This is a genomic window from Lysobacter enzymogenes, from assembly GCF_023617245.1.
Classification (GTDB): Bacteria; Pseudomonadota; Gammaproteobacteria; order Xanthomonadales; family Xanthomonadaceae; genus Lysobacter; species Lysobacter yananisis.
Map to the genome: position 1 here is coordinate 1,286,028 of NZ_CP067396.1, position 19,243 is coordinate 1,305,270.

The following is a 19,243-nucleotide window of genomic DNA, read 5'->3' on the forward strand; positions in this document are numbered from 1 at the left end:
GGACGAGGACATGGCACATTTCGAACTGGTTGAAAAAATGGCCCCGAACGCGGTCATCAAGGTCGTCGGCGTGGGCGGCGGCGGCGGCAACGCCGTGGCGCACATGGTCAGCGGCAACGTCGACGGCGTGGAGTTCATCACCGCCAACACTGACGCGCAGGCGATCAAGAACTGCGGCGCCAAGCTGCAGCTGCAGCTCGGCAGCAACGTCACCAAGGGCCTGGGCGCGGGCGCGAATCCGGAAGTCGGCCGTCAAGCTGCGCTGGAAGACCGCGAGCGCATCATGGACGCGCTGACCGGCGCCGACATGGTGTTCATCACCGCCGGCATGGGCGGCGGCACCGGCACCGGCGCCGCGCCGGTGGTCGCGCAGCTGGCCAAGGAGATGGGCATCCTGACCGTCGCCGTGGTCACCAAGCCGTTCCCGTTCGAGGGCCGCCGCCGCATGCAGGTGGCGCTCAAGGGCATCGAGGAACTGAGCCACCACTGCGACTCGCTGATCACCATCCCGAACGAGAAGCTGATCACCGTGCTCGGCCGCAACGCGACCATGATCCAGGCCTTCCGCGCCGCCAACGACGTGCTGCTCGGCGCCGTGCAGGGCATCGCCGACCTGATCGTGCGTCCGGGCCTGATCAACGTCGACTTCGCCGACGTGCGCACGGTCATGAGCGAGATGGGCCTGGCGATGATGGGCACCGGCGCCGCGCGCGGCGACGACCGCGCCCAGGCCGCGGCCGAATCGGCGATCCAGAACCCGCTGCTCGACGACGTCAACCTGGCCGGCGCCAACGGCATCCTGGTCAACATCACCGCCGGCCCGGACTTCACCATGGCCGAGTTCGACGAAGTCGGCCGCACCATCGAGAACTTCGCTTCCGAAGACGCGACCGTGGTCATCGGCACCGTGCTCGACCCGGACATGCAGGACGAGGTCAAGGTCACCGTGGTCGCCACCGGCCTCAACCGCGTCGCCGCCAAGCAGTCGGTGCGCGGCCATGGCAGCAGCCACGGCTTCGAGCGCGAAGCGCAGCGCGCGCCGATCCAGCTGGTGCGCAACGCGACCACCGGCCAGCCCGAGTTCTCGGCGATGGACGATGTCGGCCACGCGCCGATGCCGAGCTTCGGCGGCAACCTGCGCGGCAACGCCCGCCAGGAGCCGACCGGCCCGGCGGTCGCGGACTTCGGCAGCGACAACAGCTACCTGGACATCCCGGCGTTCCTGCGCCGCCAGGCGGACTGAAGGCGAGAAGCGAGCGTAGAGGAGTGAGAAGAGAGTAAAGCGACGCTTTCGCTCACTCTTCGCTTCTCCGCGCTCGCTCCTGCTCCATCCCCGGACCGGACTCGTCCCCGGTCCCCAGGGCACCTTGCCCCGGCGCTCAGGCGTCGGGGCCTTTGGGCCGGTCGGCCCGGAAAGCGGGCCGACCGGTCAGTTTGAATCGCGCTGTTGACAACGGCGGGACAGTGTGTCCTTTCCGTTCAGGTTCAGGAACCCGCGTGCTAACCTTGCGCGGTTTGATAGCGACCCCAATCAGCTATTCCGCCCCTGCGAGCCGCTTCGGCCGCGCGGGCCGATCGCCATAAGAATCCAACCCGTTTTCGCGGAAAGCCCCATTCCCATGTCGCGCCAGCGCACCCTCAAGACCGTCATCCGCGCCACCGGCGTGGGCCTGCACAGCGGCGAAAAGGTCTTCCTGACCTTGCGCCCGGCGCCGGTCGACACCGGCATCGTGTTCCGCCGCACCGATCTCGATCCGGTGGTGGAGATGCCCGCGCGCGCCGATCTGGTCACCGAGACCACGCTGTGCACCGGCCTGACCTACGGCGCCGGCAAGGTCATGACCGTGGAGCACCTGCTCTCGGCGATGGCCGGGCTGGGCATCGACAATTGCTATGTCGAACTGTCCGCGCCGGAAGTGCCGATCATGGACGGCTCGGCCGGTCCGTTCGTGTTCCTGCTGCAGTCCGCCGGCATCGCCGAGCAGGACGCGCCCAAGCGTTTCATCCGCATCAAGCACCCGGTGGAAGTGCGCGACGGCGACAAGATCGCTCGCTTCGAACCGTTCGACGGTTTCCGCCTGGGCTTCACCGTGGTGTTCGACCACCCGGCCATCCCGGCCTCGCAGTCGCGCGCGCAGGTCGAGTTCTCGACCCAGAACTACATCCGCGAAGTCAGCCGGGCCCGCACCTTCGGCTTCATGCGCGACCTGGAATACATGCGCGAGCGCAACCTCGGCCTCGGCGGCTCGATGGACAACGCGATCGTGCTCGACGAATTCCGCGTGCTCAACGACGACGGCCTGCGCTACGCCGACGAGTTCGTCCGCCACAAGATCCTCGACGCGGTCGGCGACCTGTACCTGGCCGGCCACGCCATCATCGGCGCCTACGAGGGCTACAAGTCCGGCCACGCGCTCAACAACAAGCTGGTGCGCGCGCTGCTGGCCGAGCGCTCGTCGTGGGAGCTGGTGAGCTATCCGGAGACCGAGGCAGGCCCGGTCGCGTACGGCGGCGAGGCCGCGTTCGCCTGACGCTTCGCTAGGAGTGAGCGTGGAGGAGTGAGGAGTGAGCGAAAGCCGCCCCGCTCACTCCTCACTCCTCCACGCTCACTTCTCGGCTTCATCCCGCGTTTCAAGCTGAACGCGCGTCACCCTCGGCCCATGACGCCGACCCGAAAAAGTCAGGAACGTTAACCAGATCACACTCGTGAACGCGACGTGACGGGTTAACGTATTTCTAACGAAACTTTTCCGGAATGCTTCCGATCGTTTAACAACCCCCGGGGATCGGGCCAGTAGGATGCCCCGACCCGGCTCTCGGCCCCTATCGGAACGCCCCCGCGCGAACCGCACCGAGCAGTCAGTTGGCGTCGTCGCGGCCCTTGGAACCATCGGGGCCGCGCAGCGAATCCAACGCGGCCTGCAGCGCTTTCTGCGTCGCGGCCGGCAGGGGTTTGGCCTGTCGCACCGGTGCTGCCGCCGGCTGCGGGATCGTCGTCTTGACGACGAGTTCGGCCGCTTTCAGCCCGACGGACCGGGCTGCGTCGAGCATTTCCGGTGCGGCCAGCCGCAATTTGGCGCGCCACACCGGAGCATCGACGACATACACGAGCCTGCCGCGTTCGAAGTTGGCCAGCCGCGCGTGCGCGGCGAGCGAAGGCGGCAGGTAGGGGCGTAACCGAAGGTCCAGATCGTCGAGCCACAGGGCTCGCTTGATCGGGTTGCCGGCGGTGTCCTCCATCAACGCGTCCAGAGCGATGCGTGGAGTGGAAGGGCGGCGCGAGGGCGGCCTTTTGGGCTTGGAATCAGACATCGGACTCATGACCTATCAATCCATCGTAGAGCACACGCGCGAACGGCTGGGGCATTTCTTCCAGCAGTGCGGCCGGGCCGGCGCCCGCCGTCCCGCACTGGCGATCGCGCTGCTGCTGGGCACCGGCGTTTGCGTCGGCGCCGGCGCCGGCATCGCCGACAACCGCATGCTACGCGCCGAACTGGCGCAGCAGCAGACCCAGATCGTCGCGACCCGCCGCGACGCGCAACGCGAGATCAACGCCCTGGCCGCGCGCATGGGCGAGCTGCAGGCCGAGGCCAACCGCCTCAACGCCCTGGGCGAGCGCCTGACCCGCATCGGCCAGCTCCAGGACGGCGAATTCGACTTCAACAAGCCGGTCGGCGTCGGCGGCGCCGGCCCGGTCCGCGACATGTCCAAGCCCGAGCTCGACACCGGCATGGACCAGCTCAAGCAGCAGTTCAAGGCCTCCGGCGAGCAGCTGACGGTGCTGGAGTCGCTGCTGTTCAACCGCCAGATCGACATGAACGCGGTGCCCTCGCGCGCGCCGATCGCCAACAGCTACATCACCTCCGGCTTCGGCGGCCGCGCCGACCCGTTCAACGGCGGCGCCGCGTTCCACAAGGGCATCGATTTCGAAGCCGATGTCGGCGATCCGGTGCTGGCGGTGGCCGACGGCGTGGTCAGCTACTCGGGCGTGCGCTCGGGCTACGGCAACGTGGTCGAGATCGACCACGGCAACGGCTACGTGACCCGCTACGCGCACAACTCGCGTCTGCTGATGAAGGTCGGCGAGCTGGTCCGGGCCGGCCAGGAAGTCGCCAAGGCCGGTTCCAGCGGCCGTTCCACCGGCGCCCATGTGCATTTCGAGGTGTGGGAGAACGGCCGGGTGGTCAACCCGATCAAGTTCCTCAACCAGCAGTCGCCTTTGCGGGGGTGAGGCAGGCCGCTCGCGAGCCACTGGCTCGCGGCCTGCCGAACGCCGGCCGCTCCGCGGCCGGCCGGACGCGCAAGTCGCCGCTGAGGACTGACCCACGAACCGTGGAATTGGGCAAAGTCCCACATTCCGCCGTCGCTTTTCCCCCTTGATACCGTTCAGGTCGCCCCCCACGCTAGAATGCGTGTGGCCAAAGACCAGGCTCGATCCGATCGGGGGCGCATGGCGCCCCCGATCGCGTTTCAGGGCCCCGAAACGGGGCGCGGACGCAAGGGGCGGCCGGTCTGCTGGATTCCTGGGGAACTTGCCGGCGGCAACGCGTTCTTAACACGTCCCGCCCGCGCAACCCCGTTTCGCTTTACACGGACCCGTCATGCTCAACAGCTTGCTTACCCGCGTTTTCGGCAGCCGCAACGATCGCCTGCTGCGCCAACTGCAACGATCCGTCGTCAAGATCAACGCGCTCGAGCCGGAGATGGAGAAGCTCTCCGACGCGCAGCTGCAGGCCAAGACGCCGGAGTTCCAGAAGCGCATCGCCGAAGGCGAGCCGCTCGACAAGCTGCTGCCGGAAGCGTTCGCGGTTTGCCGCGAAGCGTCCCGGCGCGTGCTGGGCATGCGCCACTACGACGTGCAGATGATCGGCGGCATGGTCCTGCACCTGGGCAAGATCGCCGAGATGCGCACCGGCGAAGGCAAGACCCTGGTCGGCACGCTGCCGGTCTACCTCAACGCCCTGGAAGGCAAGGGCACCCACGTGGTCACCGTCAACGACTACCTGGCCCGGCGCGACTCGGCCTGGATGGGCAAGCTCTACAACTGGCTCGGCCTGAGCGTGGGCGTGGTCTACCCGGGCATGAACCACGCCGACAAGCACGCTGCCTACGCCGCCGACATCACCTACGGCACCAACAACGAATTCGGCTTCGACTACCTGCGCGACAACATGGCGCTGTCGAAGGATGACCGCTTCCAGCGCGGCCTGCATTACGCGATCGTCGACGAAGTCGACTCGATCCTGATCGACGAGGCGCGCACGCCGCTGATCATTTCCGGCCCGGCCGACGAGTCGCCGGAGCTGTACATCAAGGTCAACCGCATCGTCCCCTCGCTGACCCGCCAGGAGAAGGAAGACGGCGACGGCGATTTCTGGGTCGACGAGAAGGGCAAGCAGGTGCACCTGTCCGAGGCCGGCCAGGAACACGCCGAGGACCTGCTGCGCAAGGCCGGCATCATCGGCGACGAAGATTCGCTGTACGCCGGCCAGAACATCTCGGTCGTGCATCACCTCAACGCGGCGCTGCGCGCGCATGCGATCTACCAGCGCGACGTGGACTACATCGTGCGCGACGGCGAGGTGGTGATCGTCGACGAATTCACCGGCCGCACCCTGCCGGGCCGGCGCTGGTCCGACGGCCTGCACCAGGCGGTCGAAGCGAAGGAAGGCGTGCCGGTCCAGCGCGAGAACCAGACCCTGGCGAGCATCACCTTCCAGAACCTGTTCCGCATGTACAAGAAGCTGGCCGGCATGACCGGCACGGCGGACACCGAGGCCTACGAGTTCCAGAGCATCTACGGTCTGGAAGTGATCGTGATCCCGACCAACCGTCCGGCCCAGCGCAAGGACCACTCCGACCAGGTGTTCCTCAACCGCAACGGCAAGTACCGCGCGGTGCTGGCCGAGATCCAGTCGGCGCACGAGCGCGGCCAGCCGGTGCTGGTCGGCACCACGTCGATCGAAGTGTCGGAAATGCTGAGCCAGCAGCTCAAGGCCGCCGGCGTGCACCACGAAGTGCTCAACGCCAAGCAGCACGAGCGCGAGGCCAACATCATCGCCCAGGCCGGACGGCCGGGCGCGATCACCATCGCCACGAACATGGCCGGCCGCGGCACCGACATCGTGCTCGGCGGCTCGCTGGAGTCCGAGCTGGCCGACCTTGCCGCGCAGAACAACGGCGAGCCGGTCGACGAGGTCACCCACAAGCGTTTGAAGGGCGAGTGGCAGCAGCGCCACGACGCGGTCAAGGCCTCCGGCGGCCTGCACATCATCGGCACCGAGCGCCACGAATCGCGCCGCATCGACAACCAGCTGCGCGGCCGCGCCGGCCGCCAGGGCGACCCGGGTTCCTCGCGCTTCTACCTGTCGCTGGAAGACAACCTGATGCGCATCTTCGCCGCCGACTGGGTGCAGAAGGTGATGGCGCGCATGGGCCTGAAGGAAGACGACATCATCGAAAGCCCGCTGGTGACCAAGCAGATCGCCAACGCGCAGCGCAAGGTCGAGGCCCACAACTTCGACATCCGCAAGAACCTGCTCGACTTCGACGACGTCAACAACGACCAGCGCAAGGTCATCTACGGCCAGCGCGACGAGTTGCTGGAAGCCGAGAGCGTGCAGGAGAACGTCGACGGCATCCGCGGCGACGTGGTCGCCGAGCTGGTGCAGCGCCACGTGCCGGCCGATTCGGTCGACGAGCAGTGGGACCTGCCGGGCCTGCAGGCTGTGCTGGCGTCCGAGTTCGGCGTGCAGGTGCCGCTGGTGGAGACCGCGGCCAAGGCCGAGGAGCTCGACGCCGAAGGCGTCGCGCGCCAGGTGCAGGAGGCGGTGGACGGCCATTTCGCCGCGCGCGAGCAGCAGCTCGGCACCGAGACCATGCGCATGCTGGAAAAGCACATCATGCTCAACGTGCTCGACCAGAACTGGAAGGAGCACCTGGCGCGCATGGACTACCTGCGCCAGGGCATCCACCTGCGCGGCTACGCGCAGAAGCAGCCCAAGCAGGAATACAAGAAGGAAGCCTTCGAGCTGTTCTCGGAGATGCTCGACAAGGTCAAGCGCGAGGTGGTGACGATCCTGGCGCGCGTGCGCATCCAGAGCGAGGAAGAGATCGCCGCGCTGGAACAGCAGGAGCGCGCCCAGGCCGAGTCGCAGCTGCGCCAGATGCAGTTCCAGCACGCCAGCGCCGGCGGCTACGGCGCCGACGAGGAAGCCGAGCAGGTGCAGCTGGCGGAAGACGCGTTCGCCAATGTCGGCCGCAACGATCCCTGCCCCTGCGGCAGCGGCAAGAAGTACAAGCATTGCCATGGGCAGTTGGGCTGATACGGCCGCGACCCGGGATTCGGGATTCGGGGTCGGCGAGAGCGCCGATGCCGATCCCGAGCCGCCCGCGGCTGTCGCGAGCGCTGTTGCCGAATCCCCGGCCCCGGATCGCCCGTCGCGGCGGATAGAAGTCGTCGCCGGCGTGATCCGCGACGCGCGCGGCCGGGTCCTGCTGACCCGCCGCACCGAAGGCCGCGATCTGGCCGGCCTGTGGGAATTCCCGGGCGGCAAGCGCGAGCCGGGCGAGACGCCCGAGGCGGCGCTGAGCCGCGAGCTGCACGAAGAGCTCGGCATCGACGCCGAGATCGGCGCCGAGGTGATCCGGGTGCCGCAGATCTATCCCGACAAGCGCCTGGTGCTGGACGTGCGCCACGTGCGCGCCTGGCGCGGCAGCGCGCGCGGCCGCGAGGGCCAGGCCCTGGCCTGGGTGCCGCCGCACAAACTGGCCAGCTATGCGATGCCGCCGGCCGACCGTCCGGTGGTGGCGGCGCTGGAGCAGCCCGAGCGTTATCTGGTGACGCCGGAACCCGAAGACGACGGCGTCTGGCTGGCGGGCCTGTCCACGGCCCTGGCCGCCGGCGTCAGGCGCGTGCAACTGCGCGCGCCGGCGCTGGCCGCCGGCGACCGCGCGCGGTGGCGGCAGCTCGCCGCTGCCGCGGCCAAGCGCTGCCGCGCGGCCAAGGCCGAGCTGCTGGTCAATGCCGATCTCGAACTGGCGCATGAGCTGGGCCTCGGCCTGCACCTGCGCGCCGCGCAACTGCGCGAGCTGGGCGAGCGCCCGCTCGCCGCCGGCCTGCCGCTGGCGGCGTCCTGCCACGATGCCGACGAGCTGCGTGCGGCGCAGGCGTTGGGCTGCGACTTCGCCGTGGTCGGCTCGGTCAAGCCGACGCCGAGCCATCCGAGCGTGCTCGGGATCGGCTGGGAAGCGTTCGCGGCGCTGCGCGAGTCGGTGTCGCTGCCGATCTATGCGATCGGCGGGCTGGGGCCGGACGACCTCGCCGAGGCGCGCCGGCATGGCGCGCAGGGCGTGGCGGCGATCCGCAGCTTGTGGCCGGGTTGAGGACCAGGCGGCACGGACGGGCCAGCGGTGCGCGCAAGGCCGTCGGCGAAAGCGCTGTTTGTTCGCAAGGTCCGGACCGGCGCTGGGGTCGGATCGGAAAGCGTCGGGCCTGAAGGCCCTCCCACGACAGCCGAACCCTTGCCGCCGCGTCGCGACAGAGCCCGCGGCTTTTGTGGGAGGGCCTTCAGGTCCGACGCTCGTGTTTCAGCTCGCCGCGCTCAATCCGCCGCGGCCGCCATCGCCCGATAGCGCCGGTCCAGCGCCTCGACCTGCGCCTGCAGCGCGTCCAGCGACCCGTCGTTGACCACGATATCGTCGGCGATCGCCAGTCGCGCCTCGCGCGTGGCCTGCGCGGCGATCATGCGCGCGGCCAGTTCGGCATCGATGCGGTCGCGCTGCATGACCCGCGCTTGCTGCACGGCGACCGGCACGTCGACCACCAGCACCCGCTGCAGCCACGGATAGGCTTCGCGGCCGCCCTCGGCCAGCAGCGGAATCGCCGCGATCGCGTAAGCGCCCGGCGCCTGCGCGCACTGCGCCTGCAGCATGGCCCGCACGCGCGGGTGGACGATGGATTCCAGGCGCTTGCGCGCGGCGTCGTCGTTGAACACCAGGCGCCGCATCGCGGCGCGGTCCATGCCGCCGTCGGCGTCGAGCACCTGCGGCCCGAACGCGGCCGCGACTTCGGCCAGCCCGTCGCTGCCGGGCGCGACCGCGGCGCGCGCGGCGAGGTCGGCATCGGCGACTGTTACGCCCAGCGCTTCGAAACGCCGGGTGACCTCGCTCTTGCCCGAGGCCACGCCGCCGGTGACGCCGACGCAGAACGCGGCCATGGGCTCAACGCAGTCCGGAGTAGGACAGGTAGGCCTGCAGCAGGCTCTCGCCCCAGAAGAACACGATCCAGCCGGCGATGGCCAGGTACGGCCCGAACGGGATCGGCACGCCCATGTCGCGGCCCTTGATCGCCAGCCAGATCGAACCGATCACAGCGCCGACCAGCGAGGACATCAGGATCGTCGGCAGCACGCCCTTGAGCCCGACCCAGGCGCCGATCGCGGCGAGCAGCTTGAAATCGCCGCCGCCCATGCCGTCGCGCGGATCTTTGACCCGTCTGACCACCACCTGGTACTGCTTGTAGATCCAGTTGACCAGCCACAGGCTGCCGAAGCCGGCGATCGCGCCGAGCACCGCCGGTTTCACCGGGAAATACAGGTTGTCGCTGGCGGCGACGATGCCCAGCCACATCAACGGCAGGGTGAGGCTGTCGGGCAGGTACTGGGTGCGCAGGTCGATCCCGGACAGGATGATCAGGAAGCTGGTGAACACCATCGCCCCGAAGCCCTGCCAGCCGAAGCCGAAGCGGGCGACGCAAGCCACCATCAGCAGCATGGTGATGAACTCGACCGCCGGGTACTGCATCGAGATCGGCGTCTTGCAGTGCCGGCAGCGACCGCGCAGCGCGAGATAGCTGAACAGCGGAATGTTCTCGAACCAGGCCAGCTGGTGCTTGCAGTGCGGGCAATGCGAGCGCTCGACCACGATCCCGGGCGGCGGCGGGTCGTAGACCTCCGGCAACTCCAGGATTTCGCGCGCGTCCTTCTTCCACTGCCATTCCAGCCGCTTGGGCAGGCGCAGGATGACGACGTTGTAGAAACTGCCGAGCAGCAGCCCGAGGCCGGCCGCGAGCGGGTACCCGAGGCCGGGGTTCTGGTCTAGGAATGCCATGTGCGCAGGATATCGCCGATCAGATCGTGGCGGCCAGCTTGAAGATCGGCAGATACATCGCGATGACCATGCCGCCGACGATGACGCCCAGGATGATCATGATCAGCGGTTCGAGCAGGCTCGACAGCGCGTCGACGGCGTTGTTGACCTCCTGCTCGTAGAACTCCGCGACCTTGACCAGCATGGTGTCGAGCGCGCCGGCCTCTTCGCCGATCGCGGTCATCTGGATCACCATGTGCGGGAACAGGTTGACCTGCTTCATCGCCATGTTGACCTGGTAGCCGACCGAGACGTCGTCGCGGATGCGCAGCACGGCCTTCTCGTAGACGACGTTGCCGGTCGCGCCGGCGACGGTATCGAGCGCTTCCACCAGCGGCACGCCGGCGCGGAAGCTGACGGCCAGGGTGCGGGCGAAGCGGGCGATGGCCGCGTTGTGCAGGATCTGGCCCACGATCGGCAGCTTGAGCATCATCCGGTCGATGAAGTGGGAGAACGCCAGCGAGCGGTTCTTGGCCATGACGAAGGCGACGCCGGCGCCGACCACCAGCAGCAGGACGGCCCACCACCACTGGATCATGAATTCGCTCATGCCGATCACCATCAAGGTGAAGGCCGGCAGATCCGCGCCGAAGCTCTGGAACGTCGCCTTGAACTGCGGCACCACGAACACCAGCAGGATCGCGCTGACCAGGATCGCCACCGCGATGACCGTGGCCGGGTAGTACAAGGCTTTCTTGATCTTGCCCTTGAGGGTTTCGATGTTTTCCTTGTACGTGGCGACCGTGTCCAGCACGGTTTCGAGCACGCCCGCCGATTCGCCGGCCTTGACCAGGTTGCGGTAGAGCTCGTCGAACTGCACCGGATGCCGGGACATCGCCTCGTACAGCGACAAGCCGCTTTCCAGATCGGAGCGCACGGCGTTGAGCAGGGTCTTCATGCGCGGGTTCTTGTGGCCCTCGCCGATGATCTCCAGCGAGGTCACGATCGGCACGCCGGACTTCAGCATGGTCGCGATCTGGCGGCTGAAGATGGCGATGTCGGTCGCGGTGATGCGCTTGCCGGAGGCGCCGAACAGCGGCTTGGCCTTGGGCTTGACCACGGTCGGGGTGATGCCCTGGCGGCGCAGCTCGGCGCGCAGCAGGTTGGCGTTCTTGGCCGCCTGCTCGCCCTTCATCTTGATGCCGCGCTTGTCGGTGCCCTGCCAGACGAACAGGGCCAGGGGATTTTCGCGGCGGACCTGGGGGGCGGTCTTGCTGGCGGCGCGAGTGGCGGAACGGGTCGCGGACATGGGTTAGTCCTTGGTTACGCGGTTGATTTCGGCCAGGCTGGTGACGCCGTTGAGCACCTTGACCAGCGCCGAACGGCGCAGGTCGCGCACGCCCGACCTCGTCGCGGCGGCGGCGATCTGCATCGCGTTGCCGCCTTCGAGCACGATCGCCTGGATTTCGTCGGTCATCGGCATGACCTGGTAGATGCCGGTACGTCCCTTGTAGCCTTCGGTGCAGTCGGGGCAGCCGACCGGTTCGAACAGGGTGATGCCGGCGGCGACTTCCTCGTGGGTGAAGCCTTCGGCCAGCAGCGCATGTTCCGGCAGATGCACTTCGCGCTTGCAGTCGTGCAGGCGCCGGGCCAGTCGCTGGGCGATCACCAGGGTCACCGAGGAGGTGATGTTGTACGGCGCCACGCCCATGTTCATGAGGCGTGCGATGGTCTGCGGGGCGTCGTTGGTGTGCAGGGTGGACAGCACCATGTGGCCGGTCTGCGCGGCCTTGATCGCGATTTCGGCGGTCTCGAGGTCGCGGATTTCGCCGACCATGATCACGTCCGGGTCCTGGCGCAGGAAGCTGCGCAGCGCGGCGGCGAAGGTCATGCCGCGCTTGACGTTCATCTGCACCTGGTTGATGCCCGGCACGCGGATTTCGACCGGGTCCTCGACCGTTGAGATGTTGCGCTGCTCGTCGTTGAGGATGTTGAGCGCGGTGTACAGCGACACCGTCTTGCCCGAACCGGTCGGGCCGGTCACCAGGACCATGCCGTAGGGCTTGACCACCGCGCCGACGAACAGCTCCTTCTGGTCGTCCTCGTAGCCGAGCTTCTCGATGCCCAGGCGGGCGGCGGAGCCGTCGAGGATACGCAGCACGATCTTCTCGCCGAACAGGGTCGGCAAGGTGCTCATGCGGAAGTCGATCTGCTTGGTCTTGGACAGGTTGAGCTTGATGCGGCCGTCCTGCGGCACGCGCTTCTCGGCGATGTCCAGCTGCGCCATGACCTTCAGGCGCGCGGCGATGCGCGAGTGCAGCTTGTTGGGCACCTTGGCGACCTGCTTGAGCAGGCCGTCGATGCGCAGGCGCACGCGGTAGTCGGTTTCGTAAGGCTCGAAATGGATGTCGGACGCGCCGCGGCGGATCGCGTCGACCAACACCTTGTTGACGAACTTGACGACGGGAGTGTCGTCGCCCTTGGCGTCGATGCCGCTGTCGCCCTTGGTCGACAGGTCGTCGTCCTTGCCGATTTCCAGCGTTTCCAGGCCTTCGCCGTCGCCGACCGTGTCGCCGAGCGAGTCGGAGGTCTCCAGCCAGCGGTCGAGCGTGCGCCGGATCAGGTCCTCGTCGACCAGGATCGCCTCGACCGCGGCGTTGGTCTGGAACTTGATCTCGTCCAGCGCGGAGGTGTTGGTCGGATCGGACAGGCCGATGAAGATCTTGTTGCCGCGTTTGAACAACGGCAGGGCGTTGTGCTTGCGGATCAGGTCTTCGCCGATCATGCGCACGGCCGCCTGGCCCGGATCCATCGCGCTGGGATCGAACAACGGCACGCCGAACTCGACCGAGTGGGCGGCCGCGAGCTGGTTCGGCGTGACCAGCCGGTGTTCGGTGAGATAGGCGGCGATCGGCTTGCGCTCGCTGGTCGCCGCGGCCAAGGCTTCGCGGGCCCGCGCGTCCTCCAGGGCGCCGTCCAGCACCAAGCGCCGGACGATGCCGGTGATGCCGACCAGGTTGGCTGTCGTTGCCACGGACATGGTGCTGATTCCCCTTCTATCCCCTGCAAACTCTACCGCAAACCCTCCCCAAGGGTTCCGGCATCATCCAGTATCGCCTAGGGCGCCTGCGGCGTGGGGCATTTCCAGCCCGAATCGTCGAACACGGTCACAACTTCCTCGGCCTTGCGCAGGTTTTCGGCGGCGAGGCTGTTGTTCTGGCGCCGGCCCGGCACAGTGAGCCCGCCCAGGTCGGTCAAGGTTTCGAACAGCATCGCGGTGGACACCAGGCGCTCGCGGTAGCCGCGCAGGTTCTGCAGGTACTGCGGATGCCCGGCCGCGTAAAGCGGCGACGCCCAGAACAGCGAGGCCACCGAATGGCTCTGCCGGCTCGACTGCCCGTGCCCGCTGTACTGGCGGCAGTCGTCGAACAGGGCCTCGCCGTGGTCGGATGAGTAGAACAGCCACGACTCGACGTCCGGATGACGTTCGAGCGACTGGATCGCCTGGTTCAAGAAGTGGTCGGTGAACGCGATGGAATTGTCGTAGGCGTTGGACAGCACTTCGCGATCGCCGGGGTCGAACAGGCGCGCGGGGCGGTCGCGCGGGCGGTCGGGCAAGTAGCGGGCGAACTCGGCCGGGTAGCGGTTGGAATACTGGAAATGGCTGCCGAGAGTGTGGATGACCACGAAGCGGTCCCTGTCTTGCGGGGCGCGCAGGATCTTTTCCAGTTCCGGGATCGCGGCGGTGTCGGGCTTGCCGTGGCTGGTGTAGTCGACCGGATTGAGGAACAGGACCCGGTCCGCCTCGTAGGCATGGATCGAGATCGGCGACTCGAAGAAGCCGACCGGCGCCTGCAGCGAGATCCAGGTGGTATGGAAGCCGGCTTCCTTGAAGGCAGTGACGATCGACGCCTCGTCGAACACGGCGGAGGTGTTGCTCGGCGGCTTTCTGCTGACGATGGTGGGGACCGCCTGGCGGCTGTAGCTCCACGGCGACAGCATGTGCCGGAAGGCGATCAGGTCGTGGCGCGCGCCCAGCCGCGGGGTCGTGTCGCGCGCATAGCCATTGAGGCCCCAGCGGTCGGCGCGCGAGGTTTCGCCGATCACCAGCACGAACACCCGCGGATGGTCCGACTTCGCGCCGGTCGCGCCGAAGCGGAAGCGTTGATTGCGTTCGTAGGCGACCTTCAGGGCATGCCTTTCGCGGAAGTAGTCGGTCACCACGAAGGGCAGTCCCGCGGGGAAGGCGCCGCGCAGGGCTAATCCTTGGCCGTAGATCTGCGCAGGAAAGATGGCGTCGTCGCCCTCGGCGTCCGCCGCCGGGGTGCTGACGAAGGCCAGGGCGGTCAGCGCGGCCGAGCCGGCGAGGCTGTAGGCGAGAATCCGCCCGCGTCGCCGTACCGGCATCGCCGGCGGCGCACCCGGCCATGCGGCCAACGTCAGCAGGGCGACCGCGGCCCAGCCTGCGATGAGGCCGGATGGCAAGGATCCGAGCAAGTCGCGCGCTTCGGCGGTATTGGTTTCGGCGATCAGCGACAGGCTGTTGGCGTTGATCGGCCAGCCGTAGTCGGTGATGAAGCGGATCTCCAGCAAGGCGATGGCGCTCGCTCCGGCCAGCAGCAGCAAGGCCGCGCGCGGGAAGCGCTCCAGCAAGGCGTACAGCACCAGCAGGCTGAGCGCGCTGGCGCCCATCACCGTGACGCGTTCGCCGGCGTTCAACGCGATGTTGGAGTACAGCAGCAAGGTGATCGCGGGGGCGAGGCAGGCCAGGAACAGCAGGCCCAGCGCGAGATCGCGCAGCCGCCCATAAAAAAGCCCCGCCATGCGGCGGGGCTTCGGGTCTTGCACCAACACTAAGCGCATCGATCAGACGATCGACGGATTAGGTGGCCTTCGGACGGCAGGAGGACGGCAGCTGCGAGGGCTTGTCGCCGCCGGTGCCCTTGCACGCCCAGTCGATCGCGGTGCGGTCGGTGTTGGTCGTCGGGGTCAGTTCGAACACGATCGGGGCGGTCGCACCGGTGTTGCGGGTGGTCACGGTGATCTTGCCCGCGTCGCCGATGACGATGGTGTCGATGTACTTGGTGTCGCCCGCGGTGAACTTGTAAGCGACGTCGGCGGTCTTGATCTTGTCGACCCCCCCATTGTCGTTGGCGGCTTCGGCGACGGCCAGCTTGGCGGCGGCGGCGACGTTCAGACCTTCGGTGGCCTTGGTGCGGACCTGGTAGTCCTGGTAGGCCGGCAGCGCGATGGCGATCAGGATGCCGAGGATCGCGATGACGATCATCAGTTCGATGAGGGTAAAGCCTTGCTGCTTCTTCATGGTGTATCCCCTAGGAGTGATTGGTTGCTTCACGTGCCAGCAGGCATCGGTATTCGATCCTTCGGCAGCCGTGCATGCCGCACGTGCATGTAGGACTACGCACAACCCATGCCAACCTCTGGCGACGGGGTTGTCTGGAAGGAAAGTGCTGGCTCGGTCACGTATCCCGACGGCCCGTCTTCGGATCGTGTGACGTTAAGGGTCAGTTCGCTGGAAGGGAGGGTGACCAACAGCGTCAGGTTGGTCGAGGCCAGGGGTGATTTGCGATGAATATCGCAATTTTCCTTGCGCGGCGCCGCGCTGAGGCTGTTGCGCGGGTCTCGTCAGGGCTGGCTGGCGATGTCGGGCGACGACGAATCGGAAGCGATACAAGGAATGGATTGCCGGCAGACTCCGTGGGCGAAGCCTGGCACGCGGAGGCTTGAACCGGACTCGCTCGAAATCGGATCGCTAAGCGGCTTGCTTGATTGGCGCGAATACTATCGGCGCCGTACCGCTCGCTACTCAAGGACGCCTCGCCGCGCGGCGAGACGCAACTGTGCACAAAAGATTAGGAGGGGGCCGGAACGGCCCCTATGCCGCGGCGGCGCAAGCGCCGCTCAGTCGATCCCGAGCTTCTTCAGCTTATAGCGCAGCGCCCGGAACGTAATGCCCAGCGCGGCCGCGGTGCGGGTCTTGTTGTAGCGGTTCTCCTGCAGCGCCTGTTGGATGGCGGCGCGTTCGATCTCTTCGATGTAGGACGGCAGGGCGCTGGTGGCGGTGTCGCGCGGGTTGAGCGTGCGCGGGTCGACCGCGCCCGGGGGCACGGGCTGGCCGGCGGGCGGCGGGGCGGCGCCGGGGGCGACGGCGCCCGGCGGGGCCTGGGTGGCCAGGCGCGGCAGGCGCAGGTCGCCGGCGCTGAGGACTTCGCCTTCGGCCAGGGCCAGCGCGCGTTCGAGGATGTTCTCCAGTTCGCGCACGTTGCCGGGGAAGTTGTAGGCGCGCAGCGCCTCGAGCGCGTCGTCGCCCAGTCGCGGCACCGGCCGGCCCTGGTTGCCGGCCAGGCGGTGGAGGATCTTCGCGGCCAGGCCGGGCAGGTCGTCCAGGCGCTCGCGCAGCGGCGGCACGCGCAACTCGATGACGTTGATGCGGTAGTACAGGTCCTGGCGGAAGCGGCCTTCGGCGACCAGCGCGGCCAGGTCCTTGTGGGTGGCCGAGAGGATGCGCACGTCCACCGTGACCTCGGCTTGGGCGCCGACCGGACGGATCGATTTTTCCTGGATCGCGCGCAGCAGCTTGACCTGCATCGCCAGCGGCAGCTCGGCGACTTCGTCGAGGAACAAGGTGCCGCCATCGGCGGCCTGGAACAGGCCCGGCTTGTCGGCGTGGGCGCCGGTGAAGCTGCCCTTCTTGTGGCCGAAGAATTCGCTTTCCATCAGCTCGGCCGGGATCGCGCCGCAGTTGACCGGCACGAACGGGCCGTCGGCGCGGCCGCCCTCGGAATGGATGGTGCGCGCGACCAGTTCCTTGCCCACGCCCGATTCGCCTGCGATGTACACCGGCGCCTGGCTGCGCGCGACCTTGCCGATGGTCTGGCGCAGCTTGATCATCGCCGGCGATTCGCCGTACAGGCGCGAGCCGACCGCCTCGCTGGCGCTGCGGCGGGTCTCGTGCAGCTCCAGCGCGTGGCGCACCAGGTCGCGCAGCACCGACAAGTCGACCGGCTTGGCGACGAAGTCGAACGCGCCGGCCTTGAGCGCTTCCACCGCGGCCTCGACGTTGCCGAAGGCGGTGATCATCGCCACCGGAGTGTTGGGATGCTTCTGGCTGATCTCGGCGACCAGGTCCATGCCCGAGCCGTCGGGCAGGCGCATGTCGGTCAGGCACAGATCGTAACGATTGCGCAGCAGCTGGCTGCGGGCCTCGTTGAGGCCCGACGCGGTATCGCAACGCAGGCCCATGCGGCCCAACGTCATGACGAGCAACTCGCGGATGTCGCGTTCGTCGTCGACTACCAATGCACTACGGGTTTCAGCCATTACGCCCTCCACCGCCCACGATAACTTAACGAACCTGTCGCGGCCAAGACGCTGGTGGCACGTTTTCTGCTTGCCGTGCGCGCAGTCACACTGTTCGCTCAGGCCGGCGCGAGCGCGCTGGCGCCGGCCAGGCGGATGCGGAAACAGCCGCCGCCGCCGGGCACCGGCACGTAGTCGAGCGAGGCCTGGTTGGCGCGGCACAGCTCGCGCGCGATGTACAGGCCCAGGCCGGTGCCGTGCGCGGAGGTGGTGAAGAACGGCCGGAACAGGCGTTCGGCGACCGAGTCGGGAATGCCGGGGCCGCGGTCGAGCACGTCGATCGCCGGCAGCCCGACGTCGTCGAAGTACACGTGCACGCTGACCCGCGCCGGCTCGCCGGGCTGGCGGCCGTAGGTCAGCGCGTTGTGCACCAGCACGGTCAGCGCCTGGTGCAGCTGGCGCGGATCGACCAGCGCCGGCGCCTGCGCGTGCGCGCCGGTGGCGCGCAGGGTGTCCTGCTCGATCGGGTGGATGGCGCGGTACTCGTCGACGAACTGGCGCACGAAGCCCATCAGCTCGACGTGCTCGGGCTTGGCCGGCTCGCGCCGGGCCATGCCGAGCACATTCTCGACGATGCCGTTCATACGCGAGCCCTGCTGGCGGATGATCTCGAGCAGGCGCCGGTCGGACACGGCGATGTCGCGCGACTCCTCCAGCAGCTGCACCGCGTAGTTGATCGCCGCCAGCGGGTTGCGGATCTCGTGGGCGAGGCTGGCGGAGAAGCGGCCGAGCGCGGCCAGGGTGATCGATTCGGCGCGGCGCGAGACCAGCGAGGTGTCGTCGAGGAAGATCAGGGTCTGGTCGCTGCCGGCGAGCAGGCGGGTGAAGCGCGGCACCACTTCCGGCAGGTCCGGCGCCAGCCGCAGCGGGCTTTCGTCGGGGCGGCCCTCGACCCGCCAACGGCCGAGCCGGCGCGACAGTTCCGGCGAGGCGATCGCCAGCACCCGGTGGCCGTGCTGGCCGCCGTTGTGCTCGCCGTTGTCGCCGAGCAGCAGCATCGCCGCCTCGTTGGCCAGGCGCAGCCGGCCTTCGCCGTCGACCAGCAGCACCCCGGTGCGCATGCGGCGGATGATGAGTTCGTTGATCTCGGCGTAGTTGGCGGCTTCGGCGCCGCGGCGCTCGGCCAGTTCCTGGCTCTCGCGCATCTGCCGGCCCAGGGTGCTGGTCAGCAGCGCTATCGACAGGTAGCCCAGGGCGAACATCACCGGTTCGGCGACGGTGCGGCCGAGCGCCTCGTTGCCCAGTTCGGTCCACAGCCATTCGCCGACCAGCCCCAGGCAGGCGGCGATCGCCGCGCCGATGCCGAAGCGGGTCGGCAGCAGCAGCGCGGCGGCGCCGACGTTGAACATCAGCATCAGGGCGATGCCGGTGCCGGCGCCGGGCAGGGCGTGGATCGAGAGGATGCCGAAGAACAGGTCGCAGGCGATGCCGGCGAAGACCTGGGCGCGCAGGTCGCCGCGGCGGCCGAACACGAACAGCAGGCTGGCGATGAACAGATAGGACAGCGACAGCGAGCGCGCGAACAGGTCGTGGCGCGGCGCGCCGATCAGGTTCTCGACCGGGCCGAACAGGAACAGCACCAGCAGCGCCGCCTCGAGCAGGCGGTAGAGAGTGAAGAAATACAGTTCGCGGCGCAGCGCGGAGTCGGCATCGGCCGGAGCGACGGGGGCGAGACCTGACGGCAAGCGGGTTTCCCTGCGCGGGCGGAGTATCGATCAGTATAGGGCGGCTGGCCGGCGCGGGCGGGATCGCCGCAGGGCGGCCTTGGGGGCGG

The 19,243-nt window shown here is 68.1% G+C and carries 14 protein-coding genes; 5 read left to right on the forward strand and 9 right to left on the reverse strand.

Features of this window, described 5'->3' with window-relative positions:
• The first annotated feature begins 10 nt into the window (after nt 1-10).
• Both ftsZ and lpxC read left to right on the forward strand, forming a co-directional pair.
• Nucleotides 11-1,243 carry a cell division protein FtsZ gene (gene ftsZ, locus JHW41_RS05560; protein ID WP_078996500.1) on the forward strand — a complete coding sequence of 411 codons (1,233 nt, stop codon included), beginning with the start codon at nt 11-13 and terminating at the stop codon, nt 1,241-1,243.
• A gap of 376 nt (nt 1,244-1,619) precedes the next feature.
• On the forward strand, nt 1,620-2,531 hold the full coding sequence (lpxC, locus tag JHW41_RS05565; protein WP_057948805.1) for a UDP-3-O-acyl-N-acetylglucosamine deacetylase: 912 nt from the start codon (nt 1,620-1,622) through the stop codon (nt 2,529-2,531).
• Between the two features lie 328 nt (nt 2,532-2,859).
• On the opposite strand, the gene JHW41_RS05570 is transcribed toward lpxC, so the two are convergent.
• The gene (locus JHW41_RS05570; protein WP_428995461.1) at nt 2,860-3,312 is read right to left on the reverse strand and encodes a DciA family protein; all 453 of its coding nucleotides are present in this window, start codon (nt 3,310-3,312) and stop codon (nt 2,860-2,862) included.
• A 7-nt stretch (nt 3,313-3,319) separates the two neighbouring features.
• Between JHW41_RS05570 and JHW41_RS05575 the strand changes: the two genes are divergently transcribed.
• The 3 genes from JHW41_RS05575 (at nt 3,320) to JHW41_RS05585 (ending at nt 8,385) form a co-directional block, all read left to right on the forward strand.
• On the forward strand, nt 3,320-4,231 hold the full coding sequence (locus JHW41_RS05575; RefSeq protein WP_057948803.1) for a M23 family metallopeptidase: 912 nt from the start codon (nt 3,320-3,322) through the stop codon (nt 4,229-4,231).
• Nucleotides 4,232-4,601: 370 nt separating this feature from the next.
• Nucleotides 4,602-7,325, forward strand: a complete 2,724-nt coding sequence (gene secA, locus JHW41_RS05580; RefSeq protein ID WP_250449287.1) for a preprotein translocase subunit SecA — start codon at nt 4,602-4,604, stop codon at nt 7,323-7,325.
• Nucleotides 7,326-7,467: 142 nt separating this feature from the next.
• The gene (locus tag JHW41_RS05585; RefSeq protein ID WP_250449288.1) at nt 7,468-8,385 is read left to right on the forward strand and encodes a Nudix family hydrolase; all 918 of its coding nucleotides are present in this window, start codon (nt 7,468-7,470) and stop codon (nt 8,383-8,385) included.
• A 218-nt stretch (nt 8,386-8,603) separates the two neighbouring features.
• Here JHW41_RS05585 and coaE read toward each other — a convergent pair whose 3' ends face one another.
• From coaE to JHW41_RS05630, 8 genes are all read right to left on the reverse strand, one after another.
• On the reverse strand, nt 8,604-9,218 hold the full coding sequence (coaE, locus tag JHW41_RS05590; RefSeq protein WP_250449289.1) for a dephospho-CoA kinase: 615 nt from the start codon (nt 9,216-9,218) through the stop codon (nt 8,604-8,606).
• Between the two features lie 4 nt (nt 9,219-9,222).
• Nucleotides 9,223-10,110 (reverse strand): prepilin peptidase, encoded by an 888-nt coding sequence (locus tag JHW41_RS05595; protein WP_057948799.1) that lies wholly within the window; start codon nt 10,108-10,110, stop codon nt 9,223-9,225.
• Nucleotides 10,111-10,129: 19 nt separating this feature from the next.
• Complete coding sequence (locus JHW41_RS05600) at nt 10,130-11,398, reverse strand: type II secretion system F family protein (RefSeq protein ID WP_078998160.1); 1,269 nt, start codon at nt 11,396-11,398, stop codon at nt 10,130-10,132.
• 3 nt (nt 11,399-11,401) lie between these two features.
• Entirely contained in the window at nt 11,402-13,129 is a 1,728-nt protein-coding gene (pilB, locus tag JHW41_RS05605) for a type IV-A pilus assembly ATPase PilB (RefSeq protein WP_250449290.1), read from the reverse strand.
• Between the two features lie 77 nt (nt 13,130-13,206).
• Nucleotides 13,207-14,913: a phosphoethanolamine transferase gene (locus JHW41_RS05610; protein ID WP_250449291.1), complete on the reverse strand. Its 1,707-nt coding sequence runs from the start codon at nt 14,911-14,913 to the stop codon at nt 13,207-13,209.
• A 58-nt stretch (nt 14,914-14,971) separates the two neighbouring features.
• On the reverse strand, nt 14,972-15,412 hold the full coding sequence (locus JHW41_RS05615; protein WP_284499531.1) for a pilin: 441 nt from the start codon (nt 15,410-15,412) through the stop codon (nt 14,972-14,974).
• A 599-nt stretch (nt 15,413-16,011) separates the two neighbouring features.
• Nucleotides 16,012-17,430, reverse strand: a complete 1,419-nt coding sequence (locus JHW41_RS05625; RefSeq protein WP_250449292.1) for a sigma-54-dependent transcriptional regulator — start codon at nt 17,428-17,430, stop codon at nt 16,012-16,014.
• A gap of 98 nt (nt 17,431-17,528) precedes the next feature.
• Nucleotides 17,529-19,154 carry a sensor histidine kinase gene (locus tag JHW41_RS05630; RefSeq protein ID WP_057948793.1) on the reverse strand — a complete coding sequence of 542 codons (1,626 nt, stop codon included), beginning with the start codon at nt 19,152-19,154 and terminating at the stop codon, nt 17,529-17,531.
• Nucleotides 19,155-19,243: the final 89 nt, after the last annotated feature.